The organism is Sediminibacterium sp., from assembly GCF_019264485.1.
GTDB lineage: Bacteria > Bacteroidota > Bacteroidia > Chitinophagales > Chitinophagaceae > Sediminibacterium.
Map to the genome: position 1 here is coordinate 19,085 of NZ_JAHVAA010000008.1, position 13,385 is coordinate 32,469.

Consider the following 13,385-nt stretch of genomic DNA (forward strand, 5'->3'; position numbering starts at 1 on the left):
ATATTATACGAAACGGATATGGATAAATACGGTTTACCTCATTTTGAAATTCAAGTTTTGCAATTCAAATCACACATCATGAAAACAAAAAACTTCGTTCAGTTGATCGGCTATCTCGGCAACGACCCCGAGATACATTTGACCATTACAGGTAGGATATTGGGTCGTTTACGATTAGCTACTGACTTCTTCCTTAAAAATGAAGATGGTACCAGTTCAAAAAAAACAACATGGCATGACATCAATGCCTGGAACAAACTGGCAGAAACCCTACCTGGTCAATTCATTAAGGGAAGCCATGTAATGGTAGAGGGAGAGATCCAATACCGCACGTTCCTTGATCATGAGGGTCACAAACGCTACGTAACCGAAATCAAAGCCGCCAACATCCTTAACCTCGACCGTTGACCCCAAATACATGCTTATGAAAACTGGCTCCATTAAATTCACCTACCGCACCCCCCAACCTCTCAAAGGTTGGGGTTGCCGGTTTGACTCTCTGACAGAACTACGTTTTGCAATTTCAGTTTTAGAAGACCATGCCTTGATTCGTTCCCCTCTTTCACTGTATTTCCATCCCGGTTCAGGTCAGTTGACGCATTTCCCAAAATTTGCCTATCGGAGATACACACCCGATTTCTTGATCCGCAATTACGAAACAAAAAAAGCCACCCTTGTTGAAATCAAACCACGGGCATTTGAAGACGAGTCTTCCCTGGCATTGCACCAAATGGTCGCAAACAATTACATCCGAACGCTGAAACTTGATTGGCAGTATAAAGTCATTTTTGATGACGAGATAATCCTATCAGCAGGACAACTAACCCATTACCATGACTGTCTGCAACTCGCAGTGAAAGACAGATTTAAGTGGTATGAAGAATACTACAAAAGAATAACCGGTAACCCACATTTAACTGCACACAAATCAAATGCAGAAATGGAATTTCTCATGCGTGGATGGTTACCTGAAAAATAACAACACCATGGCAAAATTTACCTACCATCAAAATTCGATCGCCTGTTTATATCAAGGTGAATGGCTTGATTCCATACTGGAGTTGCGCTACATCCTTTCAGTTGAAGAATCCCATTGCTGGTTGCGGGAAGATTTATCCATTTATTACAATCTGGATGAAGCGCCAGAAGGAATAAAAGGTGGCCTAAAAACATATACACCCGATTTTCTAGTACGGAATATCTACACTGGTAAAGCTACGCTGGTGGAATTAAAACCTTCAGCTTATGATGATCATTGGGAACTTCTCCGAAGAAGAAAAATCGCTGAAAATTTTATACAGTTCATGGGATTTGACTGGGATTTTAAAGTAGTCTTTTCCCACCAAATAGTATTGCCCCGTCGGGCCCAATTAAAATTTGATAATTTCCTCGACAAGTGGCGAATCGGATTTTCGCCTCAAAAATTGTATAAACTCGATTGCCAATCATTGAGCTATTCAGATTTTGTTATGTATGGTGGCTCACAAGCAATCGTAACCTGATGACATCATCCGTTGCGACGCTCCGTTCATGGTTCTGTTCCCTGATATCTCTTACCCTATTTCAAATCGCTCATTGCTACAACCAGTAGAGAGCACATCCCCTGCACAGCCTTAAACAGGGGATGCGCTCCCTACTTATTAACAAAAAAAATATTGTATGCAACCCTCAGAAAATAATTGGAACATGGTAAGTGAAATCGAATTGGTTTACAGATCAAAAATTAAAGCAACACAAAGACCTTTATTAAGATCCTCAAATGATGTTTTTGAATTTTTATTGCAACATTGGAACCATGACAAGATTGAATTGATAGAAAATGCAAAAGCGATTTTCTTAAATACCGCCTGTAATGTTCTCGGACTTCTCGACATTTCAATGGGCGGAACTACCAGCACTATTGTAGACCCCAAGATTGTTTTTCTACCAGCTATTAAACTTAATGCCAATCGCATTATACTTGCCCATAATCACCCATCCGGCAGGGTAAATCCTAGCGCAAATGACCTTTTGTTTACAGAAAATATATGTAAGGCAGGAATGTTGCTTGAGATTAAAATTATGGATCACATGATCATCTCCAAAGACACTTATTACTCTTTTGCAGACGAGGGTAAAATCTGATCCTGTCGATTTCTTATCAACCCCTCCATTGGTATTGAGAGGGGATTGATAAAAAATCTCCATTACATTTTTTTAATTAAAAAACATTTTATGCAAATCACAGGAAGGATCACAGCCGATGCAAAAATCAACACAGTAAAAGGCGACAAAGAAGTCGTCAATTTCTCCATTGCTGTTAATGACCGCTACAAAGTAAAAGGAACAAACGAGGTAAAGGAGTTCGTCACATTCATCAATGTCGCCTGGTGGATGAGTACCGGAATCCTTAAAATATTAAAAAAAGGCGCGATCGTGACAGTTACTGGTCGCTTATCGTGCAATGCTTACATCGACATGAATGGCAATGCAAAGGCAAGTATCAATTTCAACGCGGATAAGATCGATCTGATCCATTCCAAAAAAGCGGAAGCAGTGATTGAAGCGGAGACTTCTTTGATTACTGAACCGGTTGCAGACCTGCCATTTTAATCACCCAAAAACACTTCGCAAATGTCACACGAAATCAATTTTAATGAAAACACTGGAAAGCACAGCTTCTTTTCAGTAAAGGAAACGCCCTGGCATGGATTAGGGCAGGTGATTGAAGATTATCCTACCAGTAAGGAAGCGCTTCAGTTTGCAGGGCTTGACTATAAAGTAGAAAAAAGAGCCCTCTTCACTTACGATAACGAAAACCAGGAGGCAGATGAAGAAACCGGCATTAAGATTCCCGAACTGGAAGTGCCTGATCACCACGCTACCATACGTATAGATACCGAAGAGGTGCTCGGTGTGGTTGGAAAGGATTACGAGGTAGTACAGAATGTTGATGCCTTCTCATTCTTCGATTCGATCATCGGTGGGGATGGTATTCTTTACGAAACCGCAGGCGCATTGGGAAAAGGCGAAAGGATATTTATCACGGCCAAGTTGCCAGGTTACATCAAAGTGGGTAATGATGATTGTATTGAAAAATACATCTTCCTGACCACATCACACGATGGCTATGGAAGCATCATGGCAGCATTTACACCTGTCAGGATCGTTTGTAACAATACCCTTAATGCTGCCTTGTCAAATCAAATCAATTCAGTAAAGATCAGGCACACCGCCAATGCAAAAGACAGGCTGGAACAGGCACACAGGTTGATGGGCATTACAGGTAATATTTCTGAAAAAATGCAGGAGGTATTTAACCAGTGGGCGAAGATCACCGTGTCTGATGCAGAAATGAAACAGTTGATTCAGTTTGCCCTTGTGCCAAACCGTGAAGCGCTTATGGCGCTCCAACAGGGAAGAACGGACGAATGTTCAACTTACTATCAGAATATGTGTGATGCAGCCTTCCAGTATGCCATGGAAAGTGATGCGCAGCAGATGGATACTACCCGTGGAACGCTGTTTGGTCTGTACAATGCCATTACCGGCTATTTTCAGAACGTTCGCAAATACAAGGATAACACCGCTAAGATGAAATCATTGCTTTATGGCGGACTTGCCCAGCAGCGCGGACAAACAACATTTAACCTCTGTACGAGTTTTGCAGCAGGTAAACAGGAGATCAGCTAAGAAACAAAGGGCTGCTTTTAAGAAGGCTACCCTTTTCACTAAAATTATCTAAAAAATAAAGTCATTTAATATGAAACATAATTTCCACGAAAGAAAGGCAAACAGGATTGACCATGCAAAGAAGCAGGCGAAGAAAAATGAAGAGCTTTCTGATTCTTTATTTGAAAAGGCCAGTAAGATGGCTTCTATAGTCCCCATGGGTCAGCCGATACTTGTCGGACACCACAGCGAAAAATCAGACCGGAATTACCGAAACAAGATCCACAACACATTTGGCAAAGCATTTGAAGCAGAGGACAAGGCAAAATATTACCACGATAAAGCAGAAACCATAGAGTCGAATGATGCAATTTCATCTGATGATCCTGAAGCACTGGCCAAGTTGAAGGATAAGCTCGCTTCACTTCAAAAGAGCCAGGACTTTATGAAAGCAGCCAATCAGTGCCTGCGAAAAAAAGATAAAGAAGGGTTTCTCAAACTCGAAATGGCCACAGAAGGAATGTGGGGAGAATTAAACTGCCCCAACAACTTCGGATTTCCACATTACAAGTTTTCCAACAATTCTGCGGAGATCAGGAGGATTAAAGATCGCATAGTACAACTTCAAAAGATACAGGCGCTTGAAACAAAAGAAATACGCATTGGCGACTCTACAATCGTCATTAATGTTGAAGCCAACCGTGTGCAGATTTTATTCAATTCTATTCCACCGGAGGAAATGCGAAAAAAACTGAAATTAAATGGGTTCAGATGGTCTCCAACCCAGGGTGTATGGCAGCGGCATATTACCAATTATGCCATCTATATCGCAAAACAATTACTCACCGTTTAATCAATTAATATGCAAACGAATTTCTTTTCCCGGATCAAGCTACTAAATGTAACCGGCAACCTACGAATGAATATCCAGCCACAGGAAAATGGTGAACTGATTGTATCGCTCTTATTGGACACGTCACATATCAAGGATAAATCAGCGAAACTGATTCCGCCACTTGTATTAAAGGGTAGTGATAGTGACCTTGACAACGGATTTTTCCAAGCAATTAGCCAACCGGTTCAGACTACCCAATCACTCCTGGTAAACATGCAGCAGCATGTCGAAGCACTGGATAAAGCCAATAAAGAATCACGTATCGAAAAAGACAAACAGGATACGCAGAAAAAAGACAAGGATGGGAAACGGAAAAAGTTTGACGAACAGATGAAAAAAGTGGATGACTTAGTGAAGTTGAAAAAGATCGGTGAGGCCATCGGGCAGTTACCAGACCTGAAGCAATTCCCTGAATTTGAAACGGAGATCAAGAAGAAAAGCCAGGAACTGCGGGGACAGCATTCATCACTTTCCTTGTTTGCTGATGAAACTGTAATCAAAGGCAGCGAAGAAGATACAACCGAGGAAAACGAAGGCAATACTGATGTAGATGATGATAACAACGAAGACAACGATGAGGAGATCCTCGAAGAGAACGATGACAATTATGAGGATGAATACAACGCATAATTTATATACCGCTAAAACTATTATCCATGTTAATCAGTAATACTTTACCTCGTGTTTTTCTTTACGACCAGCAGGGTTCTAAACTGGTTCTTTCAGATCCTTCGATAACCATGCAACCAGAAGCGGTGCTGAATATGTACGCACAGACTTACCCTGAATTAACCACCGCCAAGATCGAAGGACCGGAAATCAAAAATGACAGGGTGGAATACATCTTCCAGGCAATGCTTGGCACAAAAGGATAACCATGAATAAAAGATGTAAAATAAGATTTGTAAAACCCGTTAAAAATCATTCGTTATGCCAGCAGTTAGCACAGATCGGGCAGTTCGCAGAAAGGTTAAACAAATTGCCGGACTCAGACGCAGTAAAAAAAGCAAAATTGCGTGCGGTACCTGTGGACCAGTTGCCCCTGATTTTTTAAGGCAGCAGTTCTTACCGATAACATTCAATAAGACCTCCAACGCTCAGAATTGGGAAAAGATTGAAAAGATGTTTTTTGCTTCCGTAAAACATTTATGCACCTTGCATAAAATTAATTTTATAAACGACCCTGATCTTTCTTTCCCAATGAACATTGCGGTTGCTTACCGCTTCTTAAAAAAAGAACTGGGAACCATTGATTCTTCGCTATACCTGTTGATCACGGAGAACAGGAATAAGACTACACTTGCCACCATTAAGTCACTGCACAAAGATTACGACCTGTTTTATGTGCCGTTAAACGCACTGGATGAATTGCACCGTGATAAGAACAAAGGCTGCTTTGATCTTGTGCTTTCAGTATTTGGTTATCTCAACCAACATGTCCGGTTGCCTTTGCTATGTGAAAACGATTACCTGAGTGGATGCTATGAGGCAATAACGGAGTGGGCAACCAATGCAGACAATGAACTGGAAGAAGCAGAGTACAACCGCTATCGTACCGATTTAAAAGCTATGCATAAAAAGATCAGCATTCTTGAAAAAGCGGTGCTTAATTCTTCCCATTTGGCTGCATTTAAAAAAAGGCTGAATGCATTTAAACCCTTTGGCAATACTGAAAGAAGATTAAAGGTGGTTGCTCGGAAATTTTATTCGCTTTACCAAGAGTTCCCAAACAGAAGTTTTCACAAAAATATTCATTGTGAACACCTGGAAGAAGAGGAAGGTGAACGAGGATATCCTGATCATTATTTTAGCTTTTTCTGGGACGACCATTGCTGGATCCACGACCACCTGGTGGAATACGTGAATTGCGACTTGCAGGAACGCTTAGAATTTGAAGTACCGGTATCAGTTCAATATTTTGACAGGAAGCAAACTTCGGTTACGCACGCATTTCCATTTGAGAACAAATTACTCACCCTGATGGACGAACTCTGCGCCGTCTTATATCGTTTTAATTATGAAAAACATCACGACTGATTTTACAAACATGCACCATCCTTACAAGGGACTGGTAGTTTACCGATCGGTAGAAGAAGCACCGGATTATTATGTGGAAGCCTATGACTTCAACGATGCTGGAAAGATGGTCAACCCACATCCACTGTCCTTGCAGGAAAGCCGGCAACTGGCGGCCACCTTACAGACTTCGTCAGAATTATCGGATAGTTACCTGCAATGCCGTGAGTTAATGCCTGCTAAACTCTTGTACACGCGTCAGGGTACCAACGGATTTGCAATCTGGTACACGCCTGCCATAACGCATTTTTTAGCATTTACACCGGACTTAAAAATACCGGATGGCGAATACCCGGTACCACCGATGCTATGGAAAGCATCCCGCACCGGTGTAACTGTGTTTGCGCTTACGAAAAATGAAACGCCGACCTTAAAAACTACGCTTTTTAAGGCTCCATTTTTCAATGTACATGACGATGGTAATGTCTGTATGGGAACGGTGGATATCGATATTGACCCACATACCCACTTGGAAGCATTTATGAGCAAATGGGAAGAGTATTTTTTCAATTCCAGGTTCTCCCATGTCCTGGGTGGTAAAAGCCCGGTAAAAGGCAACATCATTCAGCTCTGGCAATCCCTGAAAGATTCGCGCAGAAAATTTCCTGTTAGTTGTCTTCTAAAACATTCACTCACCCTTAAAAAACTGATCGCATGATTGCCCAAAAAACTGTCGTGCATTTTACGGACAACTACCTGCTGAACCCCACTAATCCAGTAACGGTAAATCTTATTGGCGCGGGTGGAACCGGAAGCCAGGTATTGACCGCACTGGCGCGGATGAGTCATTCACTGATCGCACTTGGTCACCCCGGTTTATACGTGCGGTTATTCGATGATGATGTGATAACAAAAGCCAACCTCGGTAGGCAGCTATTTTCTAAGGCTGAATTGGGGATGCACAAGTCCGCAGCTTTGATTGCGAGGGTCAACCGGTTCTTTGGCAGTAACTGGAAAAGTGTAGCCTCCAAATATGATTGGCTACCCAATCTGAAAGAGGAATTGTTTGCCAACATCACCATTTCCTGTGTCGATACAGTGAAGGCAAGGTTTACAATTGCTACTGTATTATCTAAACTGGAAAGGCAGAACAACGGCCCATATAAGCTCATTTACTGGATGGATTTTGGCAATGCGCAACAGACAGGACAGGTTATTTTTTCTACTGTATATCCGGTAAAGCAACCCGCTTCACAGATGTACGAAACAGTAAGCTCTTTGCCTACTGTAACCAAACTTTTCCGCAAACAATTGAACGACGTGCAAGAAGATGATCAGCCCAGTTGTTCGATGAGCGAAGCACTTGCCAAACAGGATCTGTTTATCAACACCTCTATAAGTGCTTTGGGTTCATCTCTTCTGTGGAATTTATTCAGGGAAGGAATGACATTTTACCGTGGCTTTTTCTTGAATTTAAAACAGTTCTCTTCTAATCCAATTCCCATCACTACTTCCAAAACCTAAGCCATGCAAAACCTATTATTCATGACCATGGAAGTCGATCCGAATGACCCGCCACAAGATGGACCATTTTATGTCATAGAACGGTTCCACGAACCGCAATTTGTTGTGGATGAAAAGGGTAATATAAAGTCCTTTGTTACTTACCCTGAAGCACTCGCAGAAGCAAGAGATTGCCAGAATGGCTATGTGATTGCTTTTTAGATTCTATAAGTTGTATTTAGCTTCACAATCGCCGATCTTTATTTACACTCACTTGCCTAAAATAAAGGCAAGCCGCGCAGGATATTTCTACCCTTTCTACATTTACATTGTAATTCCGATAGAACCTGAAAAAAGGTCGCCGGGTGTTTCCGCATGGTAGCCGACTTATCGCCGGCTGCAAGATGTACAAACGTAATACGTTTGGGATCATTTGACACTCACTCGGAACTCGTTCGTGTTGTGATTGACTGAAAACAAAAGTGATGGACAAGGAAAAACGAATGATTCGAAACAAGATCATTACACTTCGCATGAATGAGGATGAGTTTTCAACCCTGGTCAAAAACCGCCAAAAGACCACTGAGAAAACAAACAGTAATTACTTACGCAAACTTGCCCTTCACAAAGCCGTAACCGTCAAAACCAGAAACACATCAATGGATGAGCTTTCCGCAGAATTGATCATACTGCGAAAAGAAATCAATCACATCGGCCATAATTTGAACCAGGCAGTCCATAAGCTACATACGCTGGATAAAATCCCTGAATTCCGTGTCTGGGTTACAGTTTATGAAAAGACAAGGCAGGATGTTTTATCAGTGACAGTAAAACTTTGTACTGAAATTCAAAAATGGTCAGACCAATGGTTGCAAGGATAACATTCCCGGCTTCAATTAGTGAAACACTGAACTACAATGAACACAAAGTTCAAAAAGGGGTAGCCATCTGCGTTGCAGAAAACAATTTTTTATTACCGATCACAGCCATGAATTTTTACCATAAACTTGATTGGTTCAATCAAAGGAATAAATTGAATGAACGCGCCACTACAAAAACAATGCATGTGTCCCTGAATTTTTCGCCATCTGAAAATTTTCCAGTCGACAAGTTAAATTCAATCGCACAGGATTACATGGAACGAATCGGATTTGGCGACCAACCCTATCTCGTTTACCAGCATAAAGATGCAGGACATCCTCACCTCCATATTGTCGCAACAACAATACGGGGAGATGGTACTCGGATCAATACCCACAACATAGGACGTAATCAATCAGAAATGGCACGCAAACTGGTAGAGGAAAAACATGGGCTCATAAAGGCGGGGACAACGTCAAATGAACTGGCCTTGGCTGCTCCCATTCAAAACAGGTTGGAATATGGCAAATCAGAAACCAAACGAAGTATAGCCAATGTGCTGAAGCAGACCATCAATCTTTATAATTATGTTTCGCTGGCGCAGTTCAACGCGATATTGTCCAAGTTCGGTGTAAAAGCAGATCGGGGCAAGGAAGGGAGCTTTACACACCGAAAAAATGGCCTTCTGTACCGGATGATCGATAAAGACGGGCAAGCCATCGGAATACCCATAAAAGCCAGCTCCATTGCGGGCAAACCTACCCTCGCCTATCTGGAGAATCGTTTTACCCTCAATGAAACCAATCGGGATGTTTTAAAACTGCAGCTCAAAAACAGCCTTGACAATTGCCTGATGCAGAGACCTACATCCCTTGACAAAATGATCCAATTTCTAAGCAGCCAATCCGTCCAAACGGTTCTGCGACAAAATGCAGAAGGAAGAATCTACGGTATCACATTTGTCGACCATAAAAACAGAAGTGTTTTCAATGGCTCAGAATTAGGCAAAGAATATAGTATAGTAGGCTTGGCTAAAAAACTGAAAACAGAGAAACAAAAAGTCATAAAGTTGATCCATACAGAACAAAAAAATGCAGAGAAAAGTGCGCAACAAATGGAAGGCCTGGTCAATGACCTACTTCAGACAGAACCTGGAACTCAGCATATCCCCTTCCAACTAAAGAAAAAGAAACGAAAAAAACAAAGAGGCATATAAGTAAATCTATTGAGCAATGGGAACAGGTGAGAATGAACAGGGTTTGCGAAAAATAGTGGACTTAAGCAGGTGGCTTTCCGTTGGCCTTCTGCTGATGCATTTTTATTACAGTTGTTATGCTGCCTTTGCAAATTGTGGTGTGCGTTCCTATTTATCAGACCATGTGTTACAGTCCATCGCAAAAACAAGGGTGTTCGAAAGCACCCTGAAAATCAAGTCGCTTATCTTAGTTCTCTTACTCATTTCCTTTCTGGGAGCAAAAGGTAAAAAAGACCAGGAGTACAAATTAAGTGCAATTATCAGGTGGATTATTTGTGGCTTACTGTTGTTCTACCTCAGCAACTTTCTTCTCTTATCAAATTTGAGTATGGTTACTATTGCCGCCTCTTATATCCTTACCTGTAGCACTGGATTTGGATTATTGGTATTTACAGGTGCCCGGTTGAGCCGCTTGCTCTTTGACAATTTGAAGCAGGATATTTTTAATGAAGAAAATGAAACATTTCCGCAGGAAGAGGTTCCGCATGTCAATGAATATTCAATCAACTTCACTGCACAATACCGGTTAAAAAATAAAGTTCGTAAATCCACAATATCCTTCCCCAATCCTTTCCGTGGACTTTTGGTAACAGGCAGTCCGGGTGCAGGTAAATCATGGTTTGTGATCCTTCCCATGATTCGCCAGTTGATCTCGAAGGGGTACACCATGTTCATTTACGACTTTAAATATGATGACTTGTCAAAAGCTGCTTATAACTGGTTGTTACAAAACACCTCAGCGTATAAAACGCCACCTGCATTCTACGCCATCAATTTTGATAACCTCGCCTGCTCGCACAGATGCAACCCCTTGGATCCAGATTCCATGTTTGATATCACCGATGCCACTGAATCAGCCAGAACAATTTTACTGGGCCTCAATACCCAATGGATTAAAAAACAGGGAGATTTCTTTGTAGAATCTCCGATCAACTTTGTAACAGCCATTATCTGGTTTTTAAGAAAGTATGAAGATGGAGTATACTGTACCCTACCCCATGTGATTGAACTAATGCAGGTGGAATATGATACACTGTTCCCTGTTCTAAATGCTGAACCGGAAATTGAAGTATTTGTCAATCCCTTTATCACGGCATTCCAAAACGATGCAATGGAACAATTAGAAGGTCAGGTAGCTTCCGCCAAAATCGGAATGGCCAGACTTGCCTCCCCCCAACTTTACTGGGTGCTCTCTGGTAATGACTTCACCCTCGATATCAATTCGCCCTGGCAACCAAAAATCGTCTGCGTGGGCAACAACCCCGACAAGCGTTCCATTTATGGAGCCGTCCTCTCCCTCTACGCCTCCCGCCTCATTAAAATCGTAAACAGAAAGGATAAGCTCAAAAGTGCCTTGGTTTTTGACGAATTCCCTACCATCTTTTTCAATGACATTGATGGGCATATCGCAACTGCCAGGAGTAACAAAGTAGCCACCATACTTGCCGCTCAGGATTTTTCTCAGCTAAAGAAGGATTATGGTAAAGATCAGGCTGATGTAATCACCAATATTTGCGGGAATATAATTTCAGGTCAGGTAACCGGAGAAACCGCTCGATTATTATCAGAACGGTTTGGTAAGATTGTCCAGTTGCGACAAAGTATGAGTATCAATAGTAATGATACCAGCATTAGCAAATCCTGGCAAATGGATAATGCCATACCCGCCTCCAAAATTGCCACCCTCTCCTCCGGTGAATTTGTAGGAATGGTAGCAGATAATCCTGATGATAAGATTAAGCTGAAAATGTTTCACGCAGAAATCCTACAGGATACCGAGGCAATCAACAGGGAGATGAGAGACTTTAAGGAAATCCCGCCTGTTTATAGTATTTCACAACAGGATATTCAGGATAATTTCTACCAGATCAAACTTGATATCCGGAGATTAATTGAAAATGTTGTTGCGAAACTTGAAAATGAGTCTCAAACTCGTTAAAAGATAGCCGGGAGTAGATACTTTTGAGATACATTTTCCTTGTCAAACCCCCTCCGGTTGGTAAGGGGTATTGTCAAGAAAAATACAAGGATTAGATACATCTTAGCTCTCCTACAATCGAAGCCTATTCATCTTGGTGCAGCACCCAAAGCTGCTCCCCCAAAGAGGTAAAATAAGAATTACTCTCACAAATCACACTTACCTTTTGTTCAGTATCGCAAATAATATAGGTTTCTTTAAGATCTAATCAAGATCAAAGCCAATTGAAAGGCTCCTGTTTTTACACTACTATTTTTTATTATTTTGGCAATTCAAAAACAACCGTAATGTCCCATCAGAATATTCGTCTTTTCCAAGAATCTATTACGCAAGAACTAAACGTTACACAGAACCGTGTTCGTCATTTAATTGGAGATGCAAACTGGGGTGCTGAGGGGGGATATAAAGAAGCTATTTTGCGAAAAGTGATTGCTCAATTTCTTCCTGCTAATCTGAAAATCGGTACAGGATTTATATTGGGCAACAACGATCATTTACGCGGAACTGAAGGAAGAATATCAACACAACTGGACATAATAATTTATGAAGACAAAACACCCGTTATATTCAGAGAAGGTGATTTTGTGATCTTAACTGAATCAAGTGTACGTGCGGTAATTGAAGTAAAGGCAAGTATCATAAACTATTCAGCAGAGTCCGCAAATGCATTAAATAATATCATTACAAAATTAAACAGATTAAGAGATTTTCATGGTTTCAGAGAATTACCAGGGCAACGAAAAAAGTTTATAGGTGTATTTGTTTACAACTACAATGATACGTTTACGGCCAAAAGGGTTGATGAAGCATTAACTAATTCAAACGGCCTTATAAACCATATTTCTTTAGGACCAACCAATTTTATTAGGTATTGGGAAACTACTGAAGGTCTACATCCTCCTGTCAATAACAGAAACGGACGTTGTTATTTGAGATATCAATTAGAAAACTTATCATTCTCCTATTTTATCTCAAACCTGTTGCATATTGTATCAGACAATGATCCCGAAGACAGGTATTGGTTCTCATTTCCCATCGCCGGAACCAAAGAAATTCACAGGCTTGAACAAATTGTGAATCTTCCTGTCTTATAAATAAACGCACTGAATTCTTTACACAACTATCTCTATGAAACTTATTCTGGAACATGTGAAAAAGAATCGAAAAATCTGCTCAATGATTACAAGCTAATTGCGATCCCCAAGCATAAAACGATTATCGGTACA

General features: G+C 41.1%; 17 protein-coding genes. All 17 read left to right on the top strand.

The window, feature by feature from the left end; genetic code table 11:
- The first annotated feature begins 78 nt into the window (after positions 1–78).
- The 17 genes from ssb to KXJ59_RS05415 all read left to right on the top strand — a co-directional run bounded on the left by ssb (position 79) and on the right by KXJ59_RS05415 (position 13,253).
- Positions 79–408, top strand: a complete 330-nt coding sequence (gene ssb / locus KXJ59_RS05335) for a single-stranded DNA-binding protein (RefSeq protein ID WP_178887987.1) — start codon at positions 79–81, stop codon at positions 406–408.
- Between the two features lie 16 nt (positions 409–424).
- Complete coding sequence (locus KXJ59_RS05340) at positions 425–979, top strand: hypothetical protein (protein ID WP_178887988.1); 555 nt, start codon at positions 425–427, stop codon at positions 977–979.
- A gap of 7 nt (positions 980–986) precedes the next feature.
- Positions 987–1,502 (top strand): hypothetical protein, encoded by a 516-nt coding sequence (locus KXJ59_RS05345; RefSeq protein WP_295201936.1) that lies wholly within the window; start codon positions 987–989, stop codon positions 1,500–1,502.
- A gap of 157 nt (positions 1,503–1,659) precedes the next feature.
- Entirely contained in the window at positions 1,660–2,124 is a 465-nt protein-coding gene (locus KXJ59_RS05350; RefSeq protein WP_178887990.1) for a JAB domain-containing protein, read from the top strand.
- A gap of 90 nt (positions 2,125–2,214) precedes the next feature.
- A complete protein-coding gene (locus KXJ59_RS05355) occupies positions 2,215–2,592 on the top strand; it encodes a single-stranded DNA-binding protein (protein ID WP_178887991.1) in 378 nt (125 codons plus the stop codon).
- Positions 2,593–2,613: 21 nt separating this feature from the next.
- Positions 2,614–3,672: a DUF932 domain-containing protein gene (locus KXJ59_RS05360; protein WP_178887992.1), complete on the top strand. Its 1,059-nt coding sequence runs from the start codon at positions 2,614–2,616 to the stop codon at positions 3,670–3,672.
- A gap of 70 nt (positions 3,673–3,742) precedes the next feature.
- On the top strand, positions 3,743–4,504 hold the full coding sequence (locus KXJ59_RS05365; protein WP_295201938.1) for a DUF3560 domain-containing protein: 762 nt from the start codon (positions 3,743–3,745) through the stop codon (positions 4,502–4,504).
- A 9-nt stretch (positions 4,505–4,513) separates the two neighbouring features.
- On the top strand, positions 4,514–5,176 hold the full coding sequence (locus KXJ59_RS05370; RefSeq protein ID WP_178887993.1) for a PRTRC system protein E: 663 nt from the start codon (positions 4,514–4,516) through the stop codon (positions 5,174–5,176).
- A 26-nt stretch (positions 5,177–5,202) separates the two neighbouring features.
- Positions 5,203–5,421: a PRTRC system protein C gene (locus KXJ59_RS05375; protein ID WP_178887994.1), complete on the top strand. Its 219-nt coding sequence runs from the start codon at positions 5,203–5,205 to the stop codon at positions 5,419–5,421.
- A 325-nt stretch (positions 5,422–5,746) separates the two neighbouring features.
- A complete protein-coding gene (locus tag KXJ59_RS05380; protein ID WP_295201939.1) occupies positions 5,747–6,583 on the top strand; it encodes a hypothetical protein in 837 nt (278 codons plus the stop codon).
- Complete coding sequence (locus tag KXJ59_RS05385) at positions 6,564–7,280, top strand: PRTRC system protein B (protein WP_178887996.1); 717 nt, start codon at positions 6,564–6,566, stop codon at positions 7,278–7,280. Before KXJ59_RS05380 ends, KXJ59_RS05385 begins: the two co-directional genes overlap by 20 nt.
- The gene (locus tag KXJ59_RS05390) at positions 7,277–8,086 is read left to right on the top strand and encodes a PRTRC system ThiF family protein (protein ID WP_295201940.1); all 810 of its coding nucleotides are present in this window, start codon (positions 7,277–7,279) and stop codon (positions 8,084–8,086) included. Before KXJ59_RS05385 ends, KXJ59_RS05390 begins: the two co-directional genes overlap by 4 nt.
- Before the next feature lie 3 nt (positions 8,087–8,089).
- Positions 8,090–8,287, top strand: a complete 198-nt coding sequence (locus tag KXJ59_RS05395; RefSeq protein WP_178887998.1) for a hypothetical protein — start codon at positions 8,090–8,092, stop codon at positions 8,285–8,287.
- Positions 8,288–8,550: 263 nt separating this feature from the next.
- Positions 8,551–8,946 carry a plasmid mobilization relaxosome protein MobC gene (locus tag KXJ59_RS05400; RefSeq protein WP_178887999.1) on the top strand — a complete coding sequence of 132 codons (396 nt, stop codon included), beginning with the start codon at positions 8,551–8,553 and terminating at the stop codon, positions 8,944–8,946.
- Positions 8,931–10,142 (top strand): relaxase/mobilization nuclease domain-containing protein, encoded by a 1,212-nt coding sequence (locus KXJ59_RS05405; protein WP_178888000.1) that lies wholly within the window; start codon positions 8,931–8,933, stop codon positions 10,140–10,142. Before KXJ59_RS05400 ends, KXJ59_RS05405 begins: the two co-directional genes overlap by 16 nt.
- A gap of 16 nt (positions 10,143–10,158) precedes the next feature.
- Positions 10,159–12,120 carry a conjugal transfer protein MobC gene (gene mobC / locus KXJ59_RS05410; protein WP_295201941.1) on the top strand — a complete coding sequence of 654 codons (1,962 nt, stop codon included), beginning with the start codon at positions 10,159–10,161 and terminating at the stop codon, positions 12,118–12,120.
- Between the two features lie 326 nt (positions 12,121–12,446).
- Complete coding sequence (locus KXJ59_RS05415) at positions 12,447–13,253, top strand: DUF6602 domain-containing protein (RefSeq protein ID WP_178888002.1); 807 nt, start codon at positions 12,447–12,449, stop codon at positions 13,251–13,253.
- The last annotated feature ends 132 nt before the right edge of the window (positions 13,254–13,385 follow it).

Excerpts from the sequence above, each read along its gene's own strand:
- ssb (WP_178887987.1), top strand. The coding sequence starts at position 79 with ATGAAAACAAAAAACTTCGTTCAGTTGATCGGCTATCTCGGCAACGAC.
- KXJ59_RS05340 (WP_178887988.1), top strand. The coding sequence starts at position 425 with ATGAAAACTGGCTCCATTAAATTCACCTACCGCACCCCCCAACCTCTC.
- KXJ59_RS05345 (WP_295201936.1), top strand. The coding sequence starts at position 987 with ATGGCAAAATTTACCTACCATCAAAATTCGATCGCCTGTTTATATCAA.
- KXJ59_RS05350 (WP_178887990.1), top strand. The coding sequence starts at position 1,660 with ATGCAACCCTCAGAAAATAATTGGAACATGGTAAGTGAAATCGAATTG.
- KXJ59_RS05355 (WP_178887991.1), top strand. The coding sequence starts at position 2,215 with ATGCAAATCACAGGAAGGATCACAGCCGATGCAAAAATCAACACAGTA.
- KXJ59_RS05360 (WP_178887992.1), top strand. The coding sequence starts at position 2,614 with ATGTCACACGAAATCAATTTTAATGAAAACACTGGAAAGCACAGCTTC.
- KXJ59_RS05365 (WP_295201938.1), top strand. The coding sequence starts at position 3,743 with ATGAAACATAATTTCCACGAAAGAAAGGCAAACAGGATTGACCATGCA.
- KXJ59_RS05370 (WP_178887993.1), top strand. The coding sequence starts at position 4,514 with ATGCAAACGAATTTCTTTTCCCGGATCAAGCTACTAAATGTAACCGGC.
- KXJ59_RS05375 (WP_178887994.1), top strand. The coding sequence starts at position 5,203 with ATGTTAATCAGTAATACTTTACCTCGTGTTTTTCTTTACGACCAGCAG.
- KXJ59_RS05380 (WP_295201939.1), top strand. The coding sequence starts at position 5,747 with ATGAACATTGCGGTTGCTTACCGCTTCTTAAAAAAAGAACTGGGAACC.
- KXJ59_RS05385 (WP_178887996.1), top strand. The coding sequence starts at position 6,564 with ATGAAAAACATCACGACTGATTTTACAAACATGCACCATCCTTACAAG.
- KXJ59_RS05390 (WP_295201940.1), top strand. The coding sequence starts at position 7,277 with ATGATTGCCCAAAAAACTGTCGTGCATTTTACGGACAACTACCTGCTG.
- KXJ59_RS05395 (WP_178887998.1), top strand. The coding sequence starts at position 8,090 with ATGCAAAACCTATTATTCATGACCATGGAAGTCGATCCGAATGACCCG.
- KXJ59_RS05400 (WP_178887999.1), top strand. The coding sequence starts at position 8,551 with ATGGACAAGGAAAAACGAATGATTCGAAACAAGATCATTACACTTCGC.
- KXJ59_RS05405 (WP_178888000.1), top strand. The coding sequence starts at position 8,931 with ATGGTTGCAAGGATAACATTCCCGGCTTCAATTAGTGAAACACTGAAC.
- mobC (WP_295201941.1), top strand. The coding sequence starts at position 10,159 with ATGGGAACAGGTGAGAATGAACAGGGTTTGCGAAAAATAGTGGACTTA.
- KXJ59_RS05415 (WP_178888002.1), top strand. The coding sequence starts at position 12,447 with ATGTCCCATCAGAATATTCGTCTTTTCCAAGAATCTATTACGCAAGAA.